We start from the raw sequence: 19,419 nt of genomic DNA on the forward strand, positions 1-19,419 counted from the left end.
TTACGTGTTATTCACTGATGGCATTATTGTCATTACCAGCGACATTGATGATGGAACCCAGTTGTTCCCCCATTAATGTAACGGAGCCATTCATAAGATCTTTATTCAATTGAACGGTATTTTCTGGGAAAAGGTTGATGACTGTTGAGCCTAACTTAAATCTGCCCATTTCTTCACCTTTTTTCAAGAATATCGCTCCTGCTTTATCCGCTTGAGGATATGTCCAACGTTTGATAATACCTTCACGAGGTGGTGTTACCATGCCACACCAAACTGTTTCAATACTACCAACAATCGTTGCACCAACTAGAATTTGTATCATTGGACCAAATTGAGTTTCAAAGAGGCAGATAATACGCTCATTACGTGCAAATAGATTAGGGACATTAGCCGCCGTTAATGGATTAACAGAGAAGAGATCGCCCGGAACATAAATCATCTCTTTTAATAAGCCATCGCAAGGCATATGAACACGGTGGTAATCACGAGGTGAAAGATATGTCGTAATAAACTGACCATTACGGAACTTATCTGCCAACATAAAATTACCAGCCAGTAATGCTTCAAGGGTGTAGTGATGCCCTTTGGCTTGCAAAATTTGGTCATCTTGAATTAGACCAAGTTGGCTTACTGCACCATCAGCAGGTAATGCAAGTGTGTCATCACCTTCAACGATAGGGCGAGCACCGTCTTTTAAAGTACGAATAAAAAAGTCATTGAATGTAGAATAAGCTTGGAATTGACTGTCTTTCGCTTCATTCATATCGACTTTATAAGCTTTCGCAAAAGTTTTAATAACAAACTGGGTGATGGCACCCGCTTTTTTATTTGCGAACCAACCTGCTAACTGTGTTAGCCATAATTTAGGCAATAAATACTGTAGTTTAATTTTTAGCTTGTCCAAAATGGCAACCTCTGGGATTAAACGATAAAAAATAGACAAAAGGGGTCTATTGTACCCACCCTTAATAGGGTTGTCAGTGAATCAATTATTAAGAGTCTAAATTAATATTCTTACGAACTTTCACCTGACTCATACTTTCTAAAATTCGATGGTAGTTTTCAAACCGCGTTTCTGCGATTTCGTTGTTTCTCACCGCTTCACTAATTAAGCAACCCGGATCGTCTAAGTGCTTACAATCACGGAATTTACAACCACCAAGGTATGGTCTGAATTCAACAAAACCTTTGGTAACTTGCTCTGGCGTTAAGTGCCATAAACCAAACTCACGCACACCTGGAGAGTCAATCACATCTCCGCCTTGTGGGAAATGGTAAAGCCGTGATGCGGTTGTGGTATGTTGACCTAAACCAGAGTTATCAGAGACCTGATTAACAACAATGCTTTCTTCCATTGGGGGTAACAGCGTGTTAAGTAAACTCGATTTACCAACACCAGATTGCCCAGCAAAAATAGAGATACGACCGATAAGCTCTTGAGTTAGTGCGTCTAACCCTTCTTTGGTATAGCTAGAAACTTCAAGGACGCGATAACCGATATCTTTATAAGTCTGCATCCATTCACTAACTGTCTTACGGCTTTCTTCATCTAACATATCGATTTTATTGAGCACAATGAGAGGTTCAACATTTAAGGTTTCACATGCTACAAGGTAACGATCGATAATATTTAAAGAAAGTTCAGGCAAAATAGCCGAAACGATAATAATTTGATCAATATTAGCGGCAATAGGCTTAATACCATCATAATAGTCGGGACGAGTAAGCACAGAAGTTCGTTCGTGCACAGCTTCGACAATACCATTTACGCGGACATTTTCTTGTGTTTGTAGCGCAGGACGCCAAACAACTTTATCACCTGTTACCAGTGATGAAATTGTGCGTCGAATATTGCATCGTGTAATAGTGCCGTCAGCAGCTTCGATATCGGCATGTTGACCAAAACGGCTGATCACTAAACCTTCGGTCGCTTCGCCTAATTGCGTATCGTCTAATTCAACGTGGTTTTTTTTCTCTTTGCTCTGCAAACGCTTTTTATGATTTTCTTGTACTCGGCGTTGCTGGCCTTTAGATAATTTACGTTTTGTCACCGATCCTCACTTGTATTATTCGGTTAGATGTTCTTCTGTCGTGCTTATTGAGTAAACGCGCTATGATAAACGCTAAAATATCATGTCTCACACTTAGAAACAGCTAGGATATATTATGTCAAAAAGCGAGAATAATCTGATCTGGATAGATCTGGAAATGACCGGTCTTGATCCTGAATGTGACCGTATCATCGAAATTGCCACTATCGTGACAGATCCTCAACTTAATATTTTAGCCGAAGGCCCAGTAATTGCAGTACATCAATCAGATGAACAATTAAGTTTAATGGATGAATGGAATACACGCACCCACACAGGCAGTGGCTTAGTTGAGCGCGTAAAAGCCAGTTCATATGATGATAATTCAGCACAAAAAGCGACAATTGAATTCCTAGAAAAATGGGTACCAAAAGGTGTATCGCCTATCTGTGGTAATAGTGTGGGGCAAGATAGACGTTTTCTATACCGTTATATGCCAGAGCTAGAGCAATATTTTCACTACCGTTATCTTGATGTGAGCACATTAAAAGAATTAGCACGTCGTTGGAAACCTGAAATTTTAGAAGGTTTTGAGAAAAAGAATACGCATCAGGCACTGGATGATATTCGTGAATCTATTGCAGAGCTTGCTTATTATCGTAAAACCTTTATTAAAGAGTAAAAAGCGTGCATTGATGATTGATATTGCATCATTGTGATGATTTTATCGACATGTAATCAAAAAAACGTATTTTTTTGTTGATAAAGGCTTGCGGTTAAGCATTTTTCTCGTATAATGCGCTTCCCGTACCGATGAAGAATTTTGTTTGTACGGGTGTAAGAAAGACGCGGGAATAGCTCAGTTGGTAGAGCACAACCTTGCCAAGGTTGGGGTCGCGAGTTCGAGTCTCGTTTCCCGCTCCAATCTTTCTTAGACAGTTATAAGTAGTGTTATGCGACGCGGGAATAGCTCAGTTGGTAGAGCACAACCTTGCCAAGGTTGGGGTCGCGAGTTCGAGTCTCGTTTCCCGCTCCAAATCTTTCACTTATAATTGTCAAAACTTACCAAATGCGGGAATAGCTCAGTTGGTAGAGCACAACCTTGCCAAGGTTGGGGTCGCGAGTTCGAGTCTCGTTTCCCGCTCCAAGTTTTTTCTCTTCTGCTTTATCAAATCTCATTTTTTAATCCCCATAAAGAAAATTTTAAGTTTTTTCTCTCGCTTTTTTAAATATCGACTACACTGTTTTAGGGTGCAAGTTAAGGGATTTTACTTAATACGCGCAAAGAGAGTGTGTGGGATTTTTTACTCAAAAAAGAAAATGTCATTACTGCATGTAAGATCAAGCTATTTTTTTGTGATCTATCTTTGATCTTTGCTTGCATTTCTATTTTGACAGCACTAGAATGTGCGCCTTTCCTCATTTAGAGGGGAAACGAGAGGCAAGATCATTTTTTAGGTTTTAGGCCTTTATTCTGTTAAACATGCATTGAATAGTATTTTAGAAAAAGAAAAGGGTTTTTCAGGCTTTTCTTTAAAAAAACGTGATATATATTCTACTATTCTTAAAATCTTCCCAAATCGATTTATCCACAGTGAGATGCTAATAACCACTGCATCTAAGCACTATTTATTTTTTTACTGCACAGAGTTATCCACAAGCACGTATCATTAAGTGATAAGGATATTATTCTCTTCAATAAATTGATTGGATTTTATATCTAATTGATAACTAAGTTTATTTTATTTTTTTTAAATTTTGGGTCTTAGTTCGCTTGAATTTTTTGTTCATGTTGATAGGCAAGGGATTTTTATTTTATTCACAGAGGAAATTAATAGTTACTCGTAATGCGTTTATTCTGTTAAAAATTAAGCGTCGCGAGGTAAGCCTTTAGTTATCGCCCTTACTAAGCGTTTTTGTTGTGAAGTCTGTATTTTTACTTCTTTTTCATTTCTCTTCGCTGTCTGTTGTGCAATCGCCCAGTTTAAATGTTCATCTAAAACATCACTCAATCCAAAGCGTTCTTGCAAGGCAAGTATAATTTTATCTTGATAAGGTGCATTTCCTAACGCCACGCTAATATTTCTAAGCCAACGTAAATAGCCAATACGACGGATCGGTGATCCCTCTGTAATACGCAGAAATTTATCTTCATTCCATTGAAAAAGATCGAGTAATTCTGGGGTATGAAGTGCTCTTCTCGGAGAAAAATCTTCTTCGTCAGTCAGTGATGAAAAACGATTCCAAGGGCAGATAAGCTGGCAATCATCACAACCATAAATACGATTACCCATTAGAGGGCGAAATTCTTCAGGAATAGCACCATCGAGCTCGATAGTGAGATAAGAAATACAGCGACGGGCATCAATAGTATAAGGTTCAACAATGGCACCTGTCGGGCAGGTTGTCATACAGGCGACACACTTACCGCATTGCTCTTCAACTGGGCTATCCGTAGGTAATGGCAAATCAATCAGAAGTTCACCAAGGAAAAACCAAGAGCCAGCTTGATTATTAATAACAAGTGAGTGTTTACCAACCCAACCAAGTCCTGCCTTAACGGCTAATGGTCTCTCCATAATAGGTGCGGAATCAACGAAAGGACGAAAGTTGACTACCCCTTGATATTCGAATTGCTGACAATATTGTGAAATTCTTTCGCCGAGTTTTTTAAGACGCTGTCTTAATACTTTGTGATAATCCCGACCAAGTGCATAACGACTGATATAACCTTGCTCAGGATTATTTAAGGTTCGTGCAAAAGCCGCATCTGTGGGGAGATAATTCATTCTTACACTGATAACACGTAATGTACCCAGAACCAGTTCATGAGGTCTGGCTCGTGTCATTCCATACTTTTCCATCCATGCCATTTCACCATGATATTGCTTATCTAACCACGCTTGTAGGCGAGGCTCTTCAAGTGATAAGTCAGTATCACATATCCCTGTTTGTTGAAAACCTAGCTCAGAACCCCATAATTTTATGTTTTGAACGAGAAGATTAAGATCGAGTGATGACATGAATAAACCGAATCAATAGGTAAGAGGTGAGTCCTAAGAGCGCGCAGTGTATCATAGTGAGGCAGTAGGAAAAATCCTCGCAACAAATAGATTTATGGTATGGTTATTTGATAGTGATTTCGATAACTATTTGCCTTAAGAAAACATATAAAGCTTAGTATTGGATGTTCTCCGACGATCTCTCTTTATTAAGCCGTTATAACTTAACAATAGATTATATTAAATATGAAAGAATGGGTTGTTACATTAGAAGATGAAGCGGCGACAGTTAAACTCGGGCGTACTGTTGCAATGGCGACTAATCATAGCGGATTGATCATTTATTTATATGGCGATCTTGGTGCTGGAAAAACAACCTTTAGCCGAGGCTTTTTGCAAGCACTTGGTCATCAAGGGCATGTCAAAAGCCCAACATATACATTAGTTGAGCCCTATATGCTTTCGCCAAATCCTGTTTATCATTTTGATCTTTATCGTTTAGCTTCTGCTGAAGAGCTAGAATTTATGGGAATACGCGACTATTTTGAGCAAGACGCGTTATGCCTTATTGAATGGCCATCGCAAGGCGAAGGTTTTTTACCTAACGCGGATTTAGAACTTCATTTAAGCTACGAAGATGAAGGTCGAAAAGCGCGTTTTGTTGCCCTTTCACAAAGAGGGAATACTGTTTTATCCCGTATTCAGTCTGCATAAAGGAATATTGATTATGTCGAGTCTCATCACTATTGTGAGTCAAAGTCAGCGCTATGTTGTTGCCTTTCTGTTGGTTGTTTTGTCTTTATTTTTTGTGCAAATAGCACAAGCCGCTACTGTGACAGAAGTAAAAGCAGAAAACGGTATTTCAGCAACAACTCTCACATTCACTTTTAGTGATGGGAAGCCGAGTTATCGATATTACTCATTAAAAAGTCCTGATCGTTTAGTGATGGATTTTAAACAGAGCACAAAAATCACGGGATTACCGGCAACATTAGGCAATGGGCAGTTAGTTCATAAAATTCGCTCAACACAATCAAAAGATAGCCAATACCAAAGTATGGTTGTTGAGCTTGCTCAGCCTGTTGTGGTAACTGAAAGTTTGATGAATGTGAGTGGTGGCTATAAGTTAGTGCTTACTATCAAAACCATGAATAGCCGACAAAATAGTAATGCTCAATCGACAGTAAGTGTCGTTGCGTTATCACCGACTGCAACAGCAACTACATCAAATTCCAGTACAAATACAAATTCAAACACAAATAGGGAAATGGCACCTTTAATTACCAAGCCGACACCTGAGGTTGCGCCCGTTATTCCTATTGTAAAACCACGCACCACACCTTCAAAACCACAAGCGGGCTCTCGTCAAATTATTATTGCAATAGACGCGGGTCATGGTGGACAAGATCCGGGCGCGATTGGTCAGAAAGGTAATCGTGAAAAAGACGTAACGCTAAGTGTGGCAAGGAAGTTGGAAGCACGCTTACGTAATGATCCTATGTTTAAACCTGTTCTGACACGTAGTGGCGATTATTTTATCTCAGTTGCTGGGCGCTCTGAAGTTGCCCGTAAGCAAAGTGCGAATATGTTAGTGTCTATTCATGCAGACTCAGCACCAAATCGTAGTGCTAGAGGCGCGTCTGTGTGGGTGCTTTCTAATCGTCGTGCAAACAGTGAATTAGGTAAGTGGCTTGAACAAAGCGAGAAGCAATCTGAATTACTTGGTGGTGCAGGTGATGCTTTATCTGATGGCGCTGATCCTTATTTAAGTCAAACAGTACTTGATTTGCAGTTTGGTAATTCACAACGAGTGGGTTATGACGTTGCTGTTGCCGTATTGTCTGAACTAAGAAAAGTGGGCTCACTACATAAGAAAACACCAGAGCATGCGAGTTTAGGTGTTTTACGTTCACCTGATATCCCTTCAATTTTAGTTGAAACAGGCTTTATCAGCCACGCGTCAGAAGAGCAGTTACTGATTTCTGATGCTTATCAAGAGAAACTTGCGGCGTCAATTCACGCGGGTTTAAGAAATTATTTTCTGGCTCATCCTTTACAAAACGCGCCTAATTGATTGAGTAAAATGGAATAAAGGTAATGGCGATAAATTTATTACCTCCTCAGCTTGCAAACCAAATTGCCGCAGGGGAAGTTGTTGAAAGACCAGCCTCTGTCGTTAAAGAGTTGCTGGAAAATAGTTTAGACGCAGGCGCGACCTCAATTGATATTGATATCGATAAAGGTGGTGCCAAGCTTATTCGCATTCGTGATAATGGATGTGGTATCAATCGTGATGATTTGAAGTTAGCACTTGCTCGCCATGCAACTAGCAAAATATCAAGTCTTGACGATCTCGAAGCCATAATGAGTATGGGTTTTCGTGGTGAAGCCTTAGCGAGTATTAGCTCAGTTTCCCGTTTAACACTGACATCGCGTACTCAAGATCAAGAAGAAGCGTGGCAAGCTTACGCCGAAGGTAGAGATATGGCAGTGACTGTTAAACCTGCCGCTCATCCTGTCGGAAGTACAGTTGAAGTACTTGATCTCTTTTATAACACGCCAGCAAGACGTAAATTCTTACGTACTGAAAAAACAGAATTTGCACATATTGATGAAGTGGTACGTCGCATTGCGTTATCACGTTTTGATATCTCTATAAATCTTACCCATAACGGTAAACGAGTTCGACAATATCGTGCTGTGAAAGATGAAAGTCAGCAAAATCGCCGTTTGAGTGCGATTTGTGGTAATAATTTTGTCAATCAATCAATGCATTTATCGTGGGAACATGGTGATTTAGCAATAAAAGGTTGGGTAGAGCATCCTTTATCACCAGTGCAAAGTAGTGAACTTCAGTATTGCTATGTGAATGGACGAATGATGCGTGATAGGTTGATTAATCATGCTATTCGCCAAGCTTATGAAGGATATTTGCAAGGAGAGCAGCAACCTTCTTATATCTTGTATTTAAGCGTTGATCCTCACCAAGTCGATGTAAACGTGCATCCTGCGAAACATGAAGTTCGTTTTCATGAATCTCGTTTGGTTCACGATTTTATTTATCAAGGCGTGTTGAGTGTTTTACGACAAGCAACGCAAGAGCCTTTATCACTGACTTCAGATGACGAAGAAGAACACGAAATAGCGTTAAATTTTCCTGAAAATCGTCAAGTTGCAGGTGAAAACGTATTTTCTCAGCCTTATCAAGCACCAATGGCTCAAACTCCGTCAAATACATCATCACACCACTCTAATGAACGAGAGCACAATAATAACTCTCATCAAAAACAGGCCTCTCAATTTGGAGGTAGTCGGCAGTTTGGTGAAAGTTATCAACGGACACAAGGTGCGCTTTATCAAAAAATGATGGAAGAAAGTGTATCTACATCAAAAGATAAAGAAAAAATACCCCTATTTCCTGACCGTGCCCCATTGAATTTAGGTGAAATCGTTCATACAACTAATAATATCGAAGAAGATGTTATTTCGGTGATGCCTCGTTCCGTCAATGCGAAAGATGGGCAAACTGATTATACTTTTGGGCGAGTATTGGCAATTTATCAGCAGAAATATGCGTTAATAGAATCTTCACAAGGTCTTGGGCTGTTATCATTGGAAGAAGCTGATTTTCTGTTAAAATGTGCGCAATTACTGCCTAAAGATGAAACATTGAAGCCACAACCTTTGTTAGTACCTTTAAAATTGGCATTGAGCAAAGAAGAAATTAGTGTATTTAATCAGTTTCAAACGCTAATTAGTCATTTCGGGATCGTTATCGAAATTTCTCACGGTAAAGCAACAATACATGCGGTGTCGTTACCTTTGCGTCAGCAAAATTTACCTGTGTTACTGACCGCATTATTAGCCTATTTGTCAGCAGAACAATCTTGTACCGAGCAACAACTTGGACAATGGCTTGCAAGACAATTAGGGGCAGAGCCGGCGCAATGGTCGCAAGCTCAAGCAGTAGGATTATTGGCTGATATTGAAAGACTTTGCCCTCAATATGTCAGACAGCCAGCAAAAAACTTATTACAATTAATTGATTTACAACCGGTGGTAGTGGCATTAAATAATGAGCGATGTGAACACGCAAATAAAACCTAAAGCAATTTTTCTAATGGGACCTACAGCGTCAGGTAAAACAGCATTAGCAATTGCACTGAGACAAAAACTGCCTGTAGATATTATTAGCGTGGATTCAGCTCTTATCTATCGTGGTATGGATATCGGTACAGCGAAGCCGGATGCGAATGAGCAATCGCTTGCTCCACATCGATTAATTGATATTCTAGATCCCGCATTTCCCTATTCCGCTGCGGATTTTCGACGTGATGCATTAAATGCAATGGAAGAAATTACTGCGGCTGGGCGAATTCCACTATTAGTGGGTGGGACTATGCTATATTTTAAAGCGTTACTTGAAGGTCTATCGCCTTTACCTAGTGCCAATTCGGATGTTCGTGCTGAAATAGAAAAAAAAGCAGCAGAGCAAGGGTGGGAGGCAATACATAAAGAGTTAGCATTGGTTGATCCTGTTGCAGCACAACGGATCCACCCTAATGATCCTCAACGACTTTCTCGTGCGCTAGAAGTTTACCTGATTTCAGGTAAGACAATGACGGAATTGACAAAAATATCAGGCGAGTCTTTGCCCTATGATGTTTATCAGTTTGCGATTGCTCCGAAAGATAGAAATGTTCTTCACCAACGCATTGAAGCCCGTTTTAAACAGATGTTAACGTGTGGATTTGAAGATGAAGTAAAATCATTATATGAACGGGGCGATCTGCATGAAGATTTACCTTCTGTACGTTGTGTCGGTTATCGCCAGATGTGGTCATATTTATCAGGCGAAATAGATTATGATGAGATGGTTTATCGAGGGATCTGCGCTACCCGGCAATTAGCGAAGCGACAAATCACCTGGTTAAGAGGTTGGAATGACATTCACTGGCTTGATAGTGAAGATCCAAAACAATCTCTTGACACTGTTTTGCAGGTAGTTAGTGCATAGATGGTAGGTTTGTGTAAAATTGATAGTTGCCAAAGCGCAATTTTTGAGTAGTTCATTTTTCGAACCAATTGGGTTCTAATATAAAACAACAAAATAAGGAAAACATAGAATGGCTAAGGGGCAATCTTTGCAAGATCCTTTCCTGAACGCATTACGTCGTGAAAGGGTTCCCGTTTCTATCTATTTGGTAAACGGCATTAAATTGCAGGGTCAGATCGAATCTTTTGACCAATTTGTTATTTTGCTGAAAAACACAGTAAGTCAGATGGTATACAAACATGCTATCTCTACCGTGGTACCTTCGCGTCCTGTTTCTCATCATAGCAACACAGGCACGAACCAAACTGGTACAGGCTACAATGGTGGCGCTGCTCAGCAGGATGATGTTGCAGAATAATAATCCAATATTATTCTTGATATAAGAAAAACATAGGTAGGGAGACTTTACCTATGTTTTTTCCTGTTTTTATAAAGTCCAAGAGGTTTCGCCTTTGTTTGATCGTTATGAAGGTGGCGAATTAGCCGTTTTAGTGCACGTCTTCTTTTCTCAAGAAAAGGACGTTGATGATTTGCAAGAATTTGAATCTTTGGTGACATCTGCGGGTGTTAAACCAGTTCAGATTATTACAGGAAATCGTAAAGCGCCTCATCCTAAATATTATGTGGGTGAAGGTAAGGCAGAAGAAATTGCTGAAGCTGTAAAAGCAAGTGGTGCAGATGTTGTTTTATTTAATCATGCACTGACACCTGCACAAGAACGAAATCTGGAAAGACTTTGTGAATGCCGTGTGGTTGATCGCACGGGAGTTATCCTTGATATTTTTGCTCAAAGAGCAAGAACCCATGAAGGAAAGCTACAGGTAGAACTCGCCCAGTTACGTCACTTATCAACTCGTTTAGTCAGAGGGTGGACTCACCTTGAAAGACAAAAAGGGGGGATCGGGTTACGAGGACCAGGTGAAACTCAGCTAGAAACAGACCGCCGCTTACTCCGAGGTAAAATTAGTCAAATTCTAATGCGATTGGGTAGGGTTGAGCGTCAGCGCGAACAAGGACGGCAAGCGCGGAGTAAAGCTGATATTCCAACATTATCCCTTGTTGGTTACACAAATGCAGGGAAATCGAGTTTATTTAATCATATTACCTGTTCTGATGTGTATGCAGCAGATCAGCTCTTTGCAACATTAGATCCGACATTAAGACGTATTCAAGTCGATGATGTGGGAACCGTTGTATTAGCCGATACTGTTGGATTTATTCGACATTTACCTCATGATCTTGTTGCTGCTTTTAAAGCCACTTTGCAAGAAACACGAGAAGCTACCTTACTTCTTCATGTGATTGATGCAGCAGATAGCCGTTTTGAGGAAAATATTCATGCAGTTGAAAGCGTATTAGAAGAGATTGATGCTCAAGAAATACCAACACTGCATGTTATGAACAAAATTGATCTTCTTGAAGACTTCACTCCAAGAATTGATCGAAATGAAGAAAACTTACCCGTTAGGGTTTGGGTTTCTGCACAAACAGGCGAGGGTATTCCTCTGTTGTATCAGGCGTTGACAGAACGTCTTTCAGGTGAGATCGCACACTTTGAATTACGTTTACCGCCAGAGAATACAGGGCGCTTACGTAGTCGTTTTTATCAATTACAGTCAATAGAACGTGAATGGATTGAAAAAGACGGTAAAGTTGGGCTAATCATACGTATGCCTATGGTAGACTGGCGTCGCCTTTGCAAGCAGGAACCAAATTTATTGGATTACGTGGTCTGATATTCGGCCATAATAATGAACATTAACTGAGAGCTGGCGACGAAATCGGCTCTTAAGCCTGATAAATCTAATCATAATAATGGAGCTAGAACATGGCGTGGAATCAGCCCGGTAACAACGGACAAGACCGCGACCCGTGGGGTAACCGAAACAGCGGCAATAATAATGGCGATGGCAACGGTAACTCCAACGGTAATCAAGGAGGTCGGAATCGTGGAGCATCAGATCTCGATGATATGTTCCGTAAACTGAGTGAAAAACTTGGTGGTTTCGGCGGTAAAAAAGGTGGAAACTCCTCTTCTGGGCAAAATGGCGGTCCTCGTAGCAATGCTGGAAATCTTTTGATTTCTCTTGCATTAGGTGCGGTTGTCGTGGTTTGGGCTGCAAGTGGTTTTTATACCATCAAAGAGGCAGAACAAGGCGTTGTGACTCGTTTTGGTAAATTTTACCAAATCGTTGAACCTGGTCTGAACTGGAAACCGACTTTCATTGATGAAGTTCAGCCTGTTAACGTAAAAACTATCCGTGATTTAACCACGGGTGGCATGATGTTAACGTCAGATGAAAACATGGTTCAAGTCGAGATAAACGTGCAGTATGTTGTCTCTGATCCAGAAACATTCCTATTTAACCTGACAACACCAATTAACAGCTTAGGTCAGGCAACTGACAGTGCAGTGCGTGGCGTTATTGGTCGTTCAGAAATGGAAAAAATTCTGACTTCTAACCGTTCAGAAATTCGTGACCAAACACGTCAAGAATTAGAAGAGACTATCCGTCCTTATAACATGGGTATCTCGATTGTGGACGTCAACTTCCAAGTGGCTCGCCCACCAGAAGCGGTAAAAGCGGCATTCGATGACGTAATTGCTGCACGTGAAGAAGAACAAAAAACAATCCGTCAAGCTGAAGCTTATAAAAACGAAGTGTTACCGTTAGCAAAAGGTAACGCGCAACGTATGATTGAAGAAGCAACCGCTTATAAAACCAGTGTGGTGATGAAAGCAGAAGGTGAGGTAGCTAGCTTTGCTAAAATCTTACCTGAATATCGTGCTGCTCCTGAAATTACTCGCGAGCGTCTTTACATTGAAACGATGGAAAAAGTGTTATCAAAAACACGTAAAGTCATCGCTAATGATAAAGGTAATAGCATGTTAGTGCTGCCTTTAGAGCAAATGCTACGTCAGCAATCTCAATCTGCACCATCAAATACATTTGAGGCACCTGCTCGTATCAACACGCCCGCGCCAACTGTAAATCCAGCACCGGCACAAAAACCAGCAACAACGACTTATGGTAATGGTGGATATGGTAGTAATAATGGCGGTTATGGTCAGCCTTACGGCAATAATCAAGGAGGACAATAATCATGCGTAAAGTTATCGCTGTTGTTGCAGTTATTATTTTAGCGTTGTTGTACTCTTCTGTGTTTGTCGTTCAACAATATGAGCGTGGCATTATTTTACGCTTTGCAAAAGTTGTACGTGATGCTGAAAATAAACCTGTTGTTTATGAACCAGGTCTTCACTTTAAAATTCCATTTATTGAGAATGTGAAAAAACTGGATGCGCGTATTCAAACTATGAATATCCAGCAAGACCGTTTCTTATCAGGTGAAAATAAAGACTTATTAGTCGATTCTTATCTGAAATGGCGTATCAGTGATTTCAGCACCTACTATCTGGCAACAGGTGGTGGTAACACAATGCAGGCTGAAACTTTACTGCGTCGTAAATTCAGTGACCGTTTACGTTCTGAGATTGGTCGTATGAGCGTAAACCAAATTATTACGGATTCTCGTGGTCGTTTAACCATTGATGTTCGTAATGCACTGAATGAAGGTACTCCTTCTCGTGATTCAAGCGCTGCTGATGATGCAATTGCGATTGCAGCTAAAAAGGTGGCTGAAGAAACTAAAGGCCAAGCTCCAGCTATCAATATGAACAGTATGGCGGCTTTAGGTATTGAAGTGATTGACGTTCGAATCAAGCAAATCAACTTACCTATGGAAGTTTCTGAAGCGATTTACCAGCGTATGCGTGCAGAGCGTGAAGCCGTTGCTCGTCGTCACCGTTCACAAGGTCAAGAGCAAGCAGTGAAAATTCGTGCAGCTGCTGATAAGACTGTAACAGAGACACTGGCTGAGTCTGAGCGTGAATCATTACGTCTTCGCGGTGAAGGTGATGCTCAAGCAACTAAACTGTTTGCTGATGCATTCAACCAAGATCCAGACTTCTATGCCTTCATTCGTAGCTTACGTGCTTATGAGAAGAGCTTTAACCAAGACGGCAATGACGTCATGGTGTTAAGCCCAGATAGCGATTTCTTACGCTATATGAAAGCACCAACAAAAGCGCGAGCGATTGAAGAGTAATTTCCAAACGCGTTAAACCGTTTGAGTAAATAATAAAATCCTCCACCTTAAAAAGTGGGGGATTTTTTTTGATATCAATAAGATAAAGTGAGTAATCAAGCTAAGAAATAAATAATTGTGCATAAAAAGATGAAAATTTACGCTTAATGGTTTCCAAAATGGTTTTAGCTGGGATAGTATAAAGTGAAAATTGCATTTCAAGATAAACCTTCGGCAATTCCGAAGCGTCTTCTTCGCCGTTTTCACTTTTATGTCACTCTGCTTCCTGTTTTTGCGATCAAAACTGTTGATAAAAGTCACAATATGTTTGTGATGCGGATTTTTCGGGCAAAAATATTGACAATGGCAAGATAATCTATTGCTTAAAAGCGGGGATGACATAATTAGATAAAATCTACTGTAACTCTTGAATTGAGATGGTAAAATCCTTTTTTAAGCAACCGAGTGTATTTTGAAATGAGTAATAACGTTGTCGTATTGGGCACCCAGTGGGGTGACGAAGGCAAAGGCAAGATAGTCGATTTGCTGACAGAACGCGCTAAATATGTTGTTCGCTACCAAGGTGGCCATAACGCGGGTCACACTCTAGTCATCGACGGTGAAAAAACCGTTCTTCATTTAATCCCATCAGGCATTCTCCGTGAAAATGTTGTTAGCATCATAGCAAACGGTGTCGTTTTATCACCAGAAGCGCTGATGAAGGAAATGACCCAACTTGAAGATCGCGGTATTCCTGTTCGTTCTCGTTTACTTCTGTCTGAAGCTTGCCCATTAATCCTTCCTTATCACATCGCATTAGACAATGCGCGTGAGAAAGCTCGTGGCGAAAAAGCTATCGGTACAACAGGCCGTGGTATCGGTCCTGCTTACGAAGATAAAGTTGCTCGTCGCGGTTTACGTGTTGGCGATCTGTTTGATAAAAAAGCGTTTGCACAAAAACTCAAAGAAATCATCGAATACCATAACTTCCAACTGGTGAACTACTACAAAGTTGAACCTGTTGATTACCAAAAAACCTTAGACGATATCATGGCAATCGCTGATATTCTGACTGGTATGGTTGTTGATGTTTCTGACTTACTGTACAAAGCAACACAAAACGGTGAGTTAGTGATGTTTGAAGGTGCACAAGGTACTTTATTAGACATTGACCACGGTACTTATCCGTATGTAACCTCTTCAAACACAACCGCTGGTGGTGTGGCAACAGGTTCAGGTTTAGGCCCTCGCTATGTTGGTTACGTATTAGGGATCATCAAAGCTTACTCTACTCGTGTAGGTGCAGGTCCATTCCCAACTGAATTGTTTGATGAAGTGGGTGACTTCTTACGTGAGAAAGGCCAAGAATTTGGTGCAACTACAGGCCGTAGTCGTCGTACTGGCTGGTTAGATATCATCGCTATTCGTCGCGCTGTTCAAATCAACTCACTGTCTGGTTTCTGCATGACTAAACTGGATGTGTTAGATGGTCTGAAAGAAGTGAAACTGTGTGTAGGCTATCGTTTACCAAACGGTGAAGTGATTGATACAACACCTTTAGCTGCTGATGATTGGGAAGGTATCGAGCCTATCTATGAATCAATGCCAGGCTGGAATGAAACGACGTTTGGTGTGAAAGATCACGCCCAACTGCCACAGGCAGCACTGAACTACATCAAGCGCGTAGAAGAGTTAACAGGCGTTCCTGTTGATATCGTTTCTACTGGCCCAGACCGTTCAGAAACCATCATTCTCCGTCATCCATTTGATGCATAATCTGCATTAAATTGGTTTGATGTGAAAATCGTCCCTGAAAATGACAGGGGCGATTTTTTCGTATCTGTTTGTTGGTTAAATTGAGATAGAAATACGCGTTACATACAATAAGATAAGACAGCTTTACACTCGGTTTTGCTTCTGTTTTATCAGTAACGCGTAAAAAACAATAAGACAATGTTATTGTTGTAGAGTTAGAAATAAAGAAAGCGATCTGTTGAAAATCGACAGTATCGCTTTTTCTTTGCCTGTGATGTCGCTATTATTTTGTTAATAGTCAAGTGAGAGACGGAAATAACTCACTTTTGAGCATATCTTTGCTAAATGTCCAAAAATTAAACATAATATTGCTTAATAAAATGATATTCTCATTAATAATTACTTATCCCTTAACGGCTTTAGTAGGGAAAACCACTTTTCAGAGGTCATTGTGCAATTAACCAGTTTTACAGATTATGGATTGCGGGCATTGATATATATGGCTTCATTGCCAGAAGGCAAAATGACAAGTATCACTGAAGTGACACAAGTCTATGGCGTTTCGCGTAACCATATGGTGAAAATTATTAATCAACTTAGCCATTTAGGTTTTGTTGAGGCTATTCGCGGTAAAAATGGAGGGATCCGTTTAGGCAAGCCTGCAACAAATATCATTGTGGGTGAGGTTGTTCGTGCTTTAGAGCCACTTTCATTAGTAAACTGTAGTGCTGAGTTTTGCCACATTACCCCAGCTTGTCGACTGAAACTGGTGTTGAATCAGGCAATTGAGCAGTTTTTGAAAGAGTTAGACCGTCACACACTCGCAGAGCTAGTTGAAAATAATAGCTCCTTATATAAATTGTTATTAGAAGATGTTTGAGTCTACTATTTCATCAAATCTGATAGCTTGGAGGTCATAATGTCAAAAGATCCTTTTCAGGATAGAGAAGCAGAAAAATACGCCTCTCCAATTGCTAGTCGCGAATATATTTTAGAAGAAATGAAAAAGCGCACGGCACCAATGAGCCGTGAAGATTTAGCGCAGGCGTTAAAAATTTCAGGTGAAGAAGACTTAGAAGCGTTACGTCGCCGTTTAAGAGCGATGGAGCGTGATGGTCAATTAGTTTTTACCCGTCGCCAGTGCTACGCATTACCTGAACGTCTTGATTTATGGAAAGGCAAGGTAATCGGTCACCGCGATGGCTATGGTTTTTTACGTGCAGAAGGTCAAAAAGATGACCTTTATCTTTCACAAGATGAAATGAAAAAAACCATGCATGGCGATGTTATCCTTGCCCAACCTTTAGGTATGGATAGAAAAGGTCGCCGTGAAGGTCGAGTTGTTCGTGTTATTGAACCAAGAAATAACCAAATTGTAGGTCGCTATTTTATTGAGTCAGGTATGGGGTTTGTTGTACCTGATGATAGCCGTTTAAGCTTTGATATTCTTATTCCTAAAGAAGATATCATGGGCGCGCGTATGGGAAATGTGGTGGTGGTTGAAATCACGACAAGACCAACTCGACGCACGCAAGCAGTAGGTCGTATTGTTGAGATCTTAGGTGAAACAATGGGAACAGGTATTGCGGTAGAAATCGCATTACGTACTCATGAGATCCCTTATACATGGCCTGCAAAAGTGACAAAAGAAGTTGCTGATTTAAAAGAAGAAGTACCTGAATCAGCTAAAGAAGGACGTGTTGATTTACGTGACTTACCTTTAATTACTATTGACGGTGAAGATGCGCGAGACTTTGATGACGCTGTTTATTGTCAACGTAAAAAAGGTGGTGGCTGGCGTTTATGGGTTGCGATTGCTGATGTTAGCTATTATGTACGCCCACAAACAGCGCTAGATACAGAAGCACGTAGCCGAGGAAACTCTGTTTATTTCCCTTCTCAAGTCGTGCCGATGTTGCCAGAAGTCCTATCTAATGGATTGTGTTCATTAAACCCACAAGTTGACCGTTTATGTATGGTCTGTGAGATGACCGTTTCTGAGCAAGGGCGTCTTTCTTCTTACAGATTCTATGAAGCGGTGATGAGTTCTCATGCTCGAATGACCTACACCAAAGTGTGGAAAATCATTCAAGGTGATGAAGAACTGCGTGAGCACTATAAGCCTATCGTTAAAGATATTGAGCATCTGTATGAGTTATACCAAGCATTAGATAAAGCGCGCGAACAGCGCGGTGCAATTGGTTTTGAATCAGAAGAAGCGAAGTTTATCTTTAATGCCGAGCGTCGTATTGAGCGTATCGAGCCAGTTGTTCGTAATGATGCACACAAATTGATTGAAGAGTGCATGATCCTTGCTAATATTGCAGCCGCTCGCTTTGTTGAGAAAAACGAAGAACCTGCACTTTACCGTATTCATGATAAGCCAAAAGAAGACAGCGTCCTGAATCTACGCTCTGTCTTTAATGAATTAGGGTTAACGTTGCCGGGAGGCTTAACACCAGAGCCAGCAGATTATGCACGTGTCATGAAAGAGGTTGAAGACAGACCTGATCGTGAAATGCTACAAACCATGATTTTGCGCTCAATGAAACAGGCAATTTACGATCCTGAAAATCGTGGGCACTTTGGTTTAGCATTAAAATCTTACGCACACTTTACCTCACCAATTCGTCGTTATCCTGATTTAGCCTTGCATCGTGCAATTAAATATCAGATTGCGAAGGAAGAAGGTCACGGTTCACAACGTTGGACACCAACAGGTGGCTACCATAGTGATATGGACACCATGTTGCAATTAGGCGAGCACTGTTCTTTAACCGAGCGCCGTGCTGATGAAGCAACACGCGATGTTGCTGATTGGCTGAAATGTGATTTTATGCTGGATCAAATTGGTCAACAGTTTACCGGTATTATCACCAGCGTAACGGGCTTTGGTTTCTTTGTTCGCTTAAATGATCTGTTTATTGATGGTCTGGTGCATGTTTCTACATTAAATAATGATTACTATCAGTATGATAATGTAGGGCAACGCTTAATTGGTGAGTCTTCAGGACAAGTCTATCGCCTTGGTGACGAAGTAGAAGTAAAAGTTGAAGCAGTTAGTATGGATGAACGTACTATCGACTTCTCTTTAATTTCAACAACACGCACTGCGCGTAATCCGGGTAAAACAGCCCGTGTTCGTGGTCTAAAAGGCGAAAAAGACAAGAAAAACGCAAGTTCTAGCAAGTCTCGTCGTCGTGATGCAAGCAAAGATAAAAACTTTGAGCCAGATAGTGCCTTCAAAAAAGGTAAATCATCAGGTCGAGGTAATGCGAGCAAAGACAAAGCCGTAAAAGACCAAGTTGCGAAAGATAAAGCGAGTAGCAAACGTAAGAAAGCATCATCACAAACCAAAAAGATAGAAGCAAAACTTAAAGCTAAACGTGCAGCCAAACGCGATAACGCATAATCTTTTGTTCTTCTAGTTCTTTTTTAAAAGGCGGAGACCCCGCCTTTTATCTGTTTTGTGCCTTTTATTTTTTAA

Annotated in this window: 16 protein-coding genes and 3 tRNA genes; 16 read left to right on the top strand and 3 right to left on the bottom strand. The window is 40.6% G+C overall.

The annotated features are described in order from the left end of the window. Positions 1-7: 7 nt before the first annotated feature. Positions 8-904, bottom strand: coding sequence for an archaetidylserine decarboxylase (asd, locus tag D7029_RS01140; protein WP_194951640.1), 897 nt, complete (start codon positions 902-904; stop codon positions 8-10). 88 nt (positions 905-992) lie between these two features. Continuing rightward, positions 993-2,051 carry a small ribosomal subunit biogenesis GTPase RsgA gene (gene rsgA, locus D7029_RS01145; protein ID WP_088494010.1) on the bottom strand — a complete coding sequence of 353 codons (1,059 nt, stop codon included), beginning with the start codon at positions 2,049-2,051 and terminating at the stop codon, positions 993-995. A gap of 115 nt (positions 2,052-2,166) precedes the next feature. Between rsgA and orn the strand changes: the two genes are divergently transcribed. The 4 genes from orn (at position 2,167) to D7029_RS01165 (ending at position 3,177) form a co-directional block, all read left to right on the top strand. Further along, the gene (orn, locus tag D7029_RS01150) at positions 2,167-2,712 is read left to right on the top strand and encodes an oligoribonuclease (protein WP_006535770.1); all 546 of its coding nucleotides are present in this window, start codon (positions 2,167-2,169) and stop codon (positions 2,710-2,712) included. Between the two features lie 166 nt (positions 2,713-2,878). Further along, positions 2,879-2,954 (top strand) — tRNA-Gly (locus D7029_RS01155). Between the two features lie 36 nt (positions 2,955-2,990). Further along, positions 2,991-3,066 (top strand) — tRNA-Gly (locus tag D7029_RS01160). 35 nt (positions 3,067-3,101) lie between these two features. After that, positions 3,102-3,177 (top strand) — tRNA-Gly (locus tag D7029_RS01165). Between the two features lie 721 nt (positions 3,178-3,898). On the opposite strand, the gene queG is transcribed toward D7029_RS01165, so the two are convergent. Further along, positions 3,899-5,053 carry a tRNA epoxyqueuosine(34) reductase QueG gene (queG, locus tag D7029_RS01170; protein WP_194951641.1) on the bottom strand — a complete coding sequence of 385 codons (1,155 nt, stop codon included), beginning with the start codon at positions 5,051-5,053 and terminating at the stop codon, positions 3,899-3,901. A 225-nt stretch (positions 5,054-5,278) separates the two neighbouring features. On the opposite strand from queG, the gene tsaE reads away from it, so the two are divergent. From tsaE to rnr, 12 genes are all read left to right on the top strand, one after another. After that, entirely contained in the window at positions 5,279-5,746 is a 468-nt protein-coding gene (tsaE, locus tag D7029_RS01175; RefSeq protein ID WP_088494008.1) for a tRNA (adenosine(37)-N6)-threonylcarbamoyltransferase complex ATPase subunit type 1 TsaE, read from the top strand. 13 nt (positions 5,747-5,759) lie between these two features. Beyond that, on the top strand, positions 5,760-7,106 hold the full coding sequence (locus tag D7029_RS01180) for an N-acetylmuramoyl-L-alanine amidase (RefSeq protein WP_194951642.1): 1,347 nt from the start codon (positions 5,760-5,762) through the stop codon (positions 7,104-7,106). A gap of 23 nt (positions 7,107-7,129) precedes the next feature. Continuing rightward, positions 7,130-9,139 (top strand): DNA mismatch repair endonuclease MutL, encoded by a 2,010-nt coding sequence (gene mutL, locus D7029_RS01185; RefSeq protein ID WP_194951643.1) that lies wholly within the window; start codon positions 7,130-7,132, stop codon positions 9,137-9,139. Further along, complete coding sequence (gene miaA, locus D7029_RS01190) at positions 9,108-10,049, top strand: tRNA (adenosine(37)-N6)-dimethylallyltransferase MiaA (protein WP_069369879.1); 942 nt, start codon at positions 9,108-9,110, stop codon at positions 10,047-10,049. The genes mutL and miaA overlap by 32 nt, the downstream gene beginning before the upstream one ends. A 109-nt stretch (positions 10,050-10,158) precedes the next feature. Beyond that, positions 10,159-10,446 carry an RNA chaperone Hfq gene (gene hfq / locus D7029_RS01195; protein WP_075672788.1) on the top strand — a complete coding sequence of 96 codons (288 nt, stop codon included), beginning with the start codon at positions 10,159-10,161 and terminating at the stop codon, positions 10,444-10,446. 94 nt (positions 10,447-10,540) lie between these two features. Continuing rightward, positions 10,541-11,824, top strand: a complete 1,284-nt coding sequence (gene hflX, locus D7029_RS01200) for a ribosome rescue GTPase HflX (RefSeq protein WP_109394715.1) — start codon at positions 10,541-10,543, stop codon at positions 11,822-11,824. A 92-nt stretch (positions 11,825-11,916) separates the two neighbouring features. Next, positions 11,917-13,191 (top strand): FtsH protease activity modulator HflK, encoded by a 1,275-nt coding sequence (gene hflK, locus D7029_RS01205; RefSeq protein ID WP_109401981.1) that lies wholly within the window; start codon positions 11,917-11,919, stop codon positions 13,189-13,191. A 2-nt stretch (positions 13,192-13,193) separates the two neighbouring features. Then, the gene (hflC, locus tag D7029_RS01210; protein ID WP_109394711.1) at positions 13,194-14,198 is read left to right on the top strand and encodes a protease modulator HflC; all 1,005 of its coding nucleotides are present in this window, start codon (positions 13,194-13,196) and stop codon (positions 14,196-14,198) included. A gap of 183 nt (positions 14,199-14,381) precedes the next feature. After that, complete coding sequence (locus tag D7029_RS01215; protein ID WP_167394834.1) at positions 14,382-14,552, top strand: hypothetical protein; 171 nt, start codon at positions 14,382-14,384, stop codon at positions 14,550-14,552. A 102-nt stretch (positions 14,553-14,654) separates the two neighbouring features. Beyond that, positions 14,655-15,953, top strand: coding sequence for an adenylosuccinate synthase (locus tag D7029_RS01220; protein ID WP_072069601.1), 1,299 nt, complete (start codon positions 14,655-14,657; stop codon positions 15,951-15,953). 430 nt (positions 15,954-16,383) lie between these two features. Further along, positions 16,384-16,812, top strand: a complete 429-nt coding sequence (nsrR, locus tag D7029_RS01225) for a nitric oxide-sensing transcriptional repressor NsrR (RefSeq protein ID WP_109372704.1) — start codon at positions 16,384-16,386, stop codon at positions 16,810-16,812. A 39-nt stretch (positions 16,813-16,851) separates the two neighbouring features. Continuing rightward, positions 16,852-19,344: a ribonuclease R gene (gene rnr, locus D7029_RS01230; RefSeq protein ID WP_194951644.1), complete on the top strand. Its 2,493-nt coding sequence runs from the start codon at positions 16,852-16,854 to the stop codon at positions 19,342-19,344. The last annotated feature ends 75 nt before the right edge of the window (positions 19,345-19,419 follow it).

It is taken from the genome of Proteus vulgaris, assembly GCF_016647575.1.
In the GTDB taxonomy this organism is placed as follows: Bacteria; Pseudomonadota; Gammaproteobacteria; order Enterobacterales; family Enterobacteriaceae; genus Proteus; species Proteus mirabilis_B.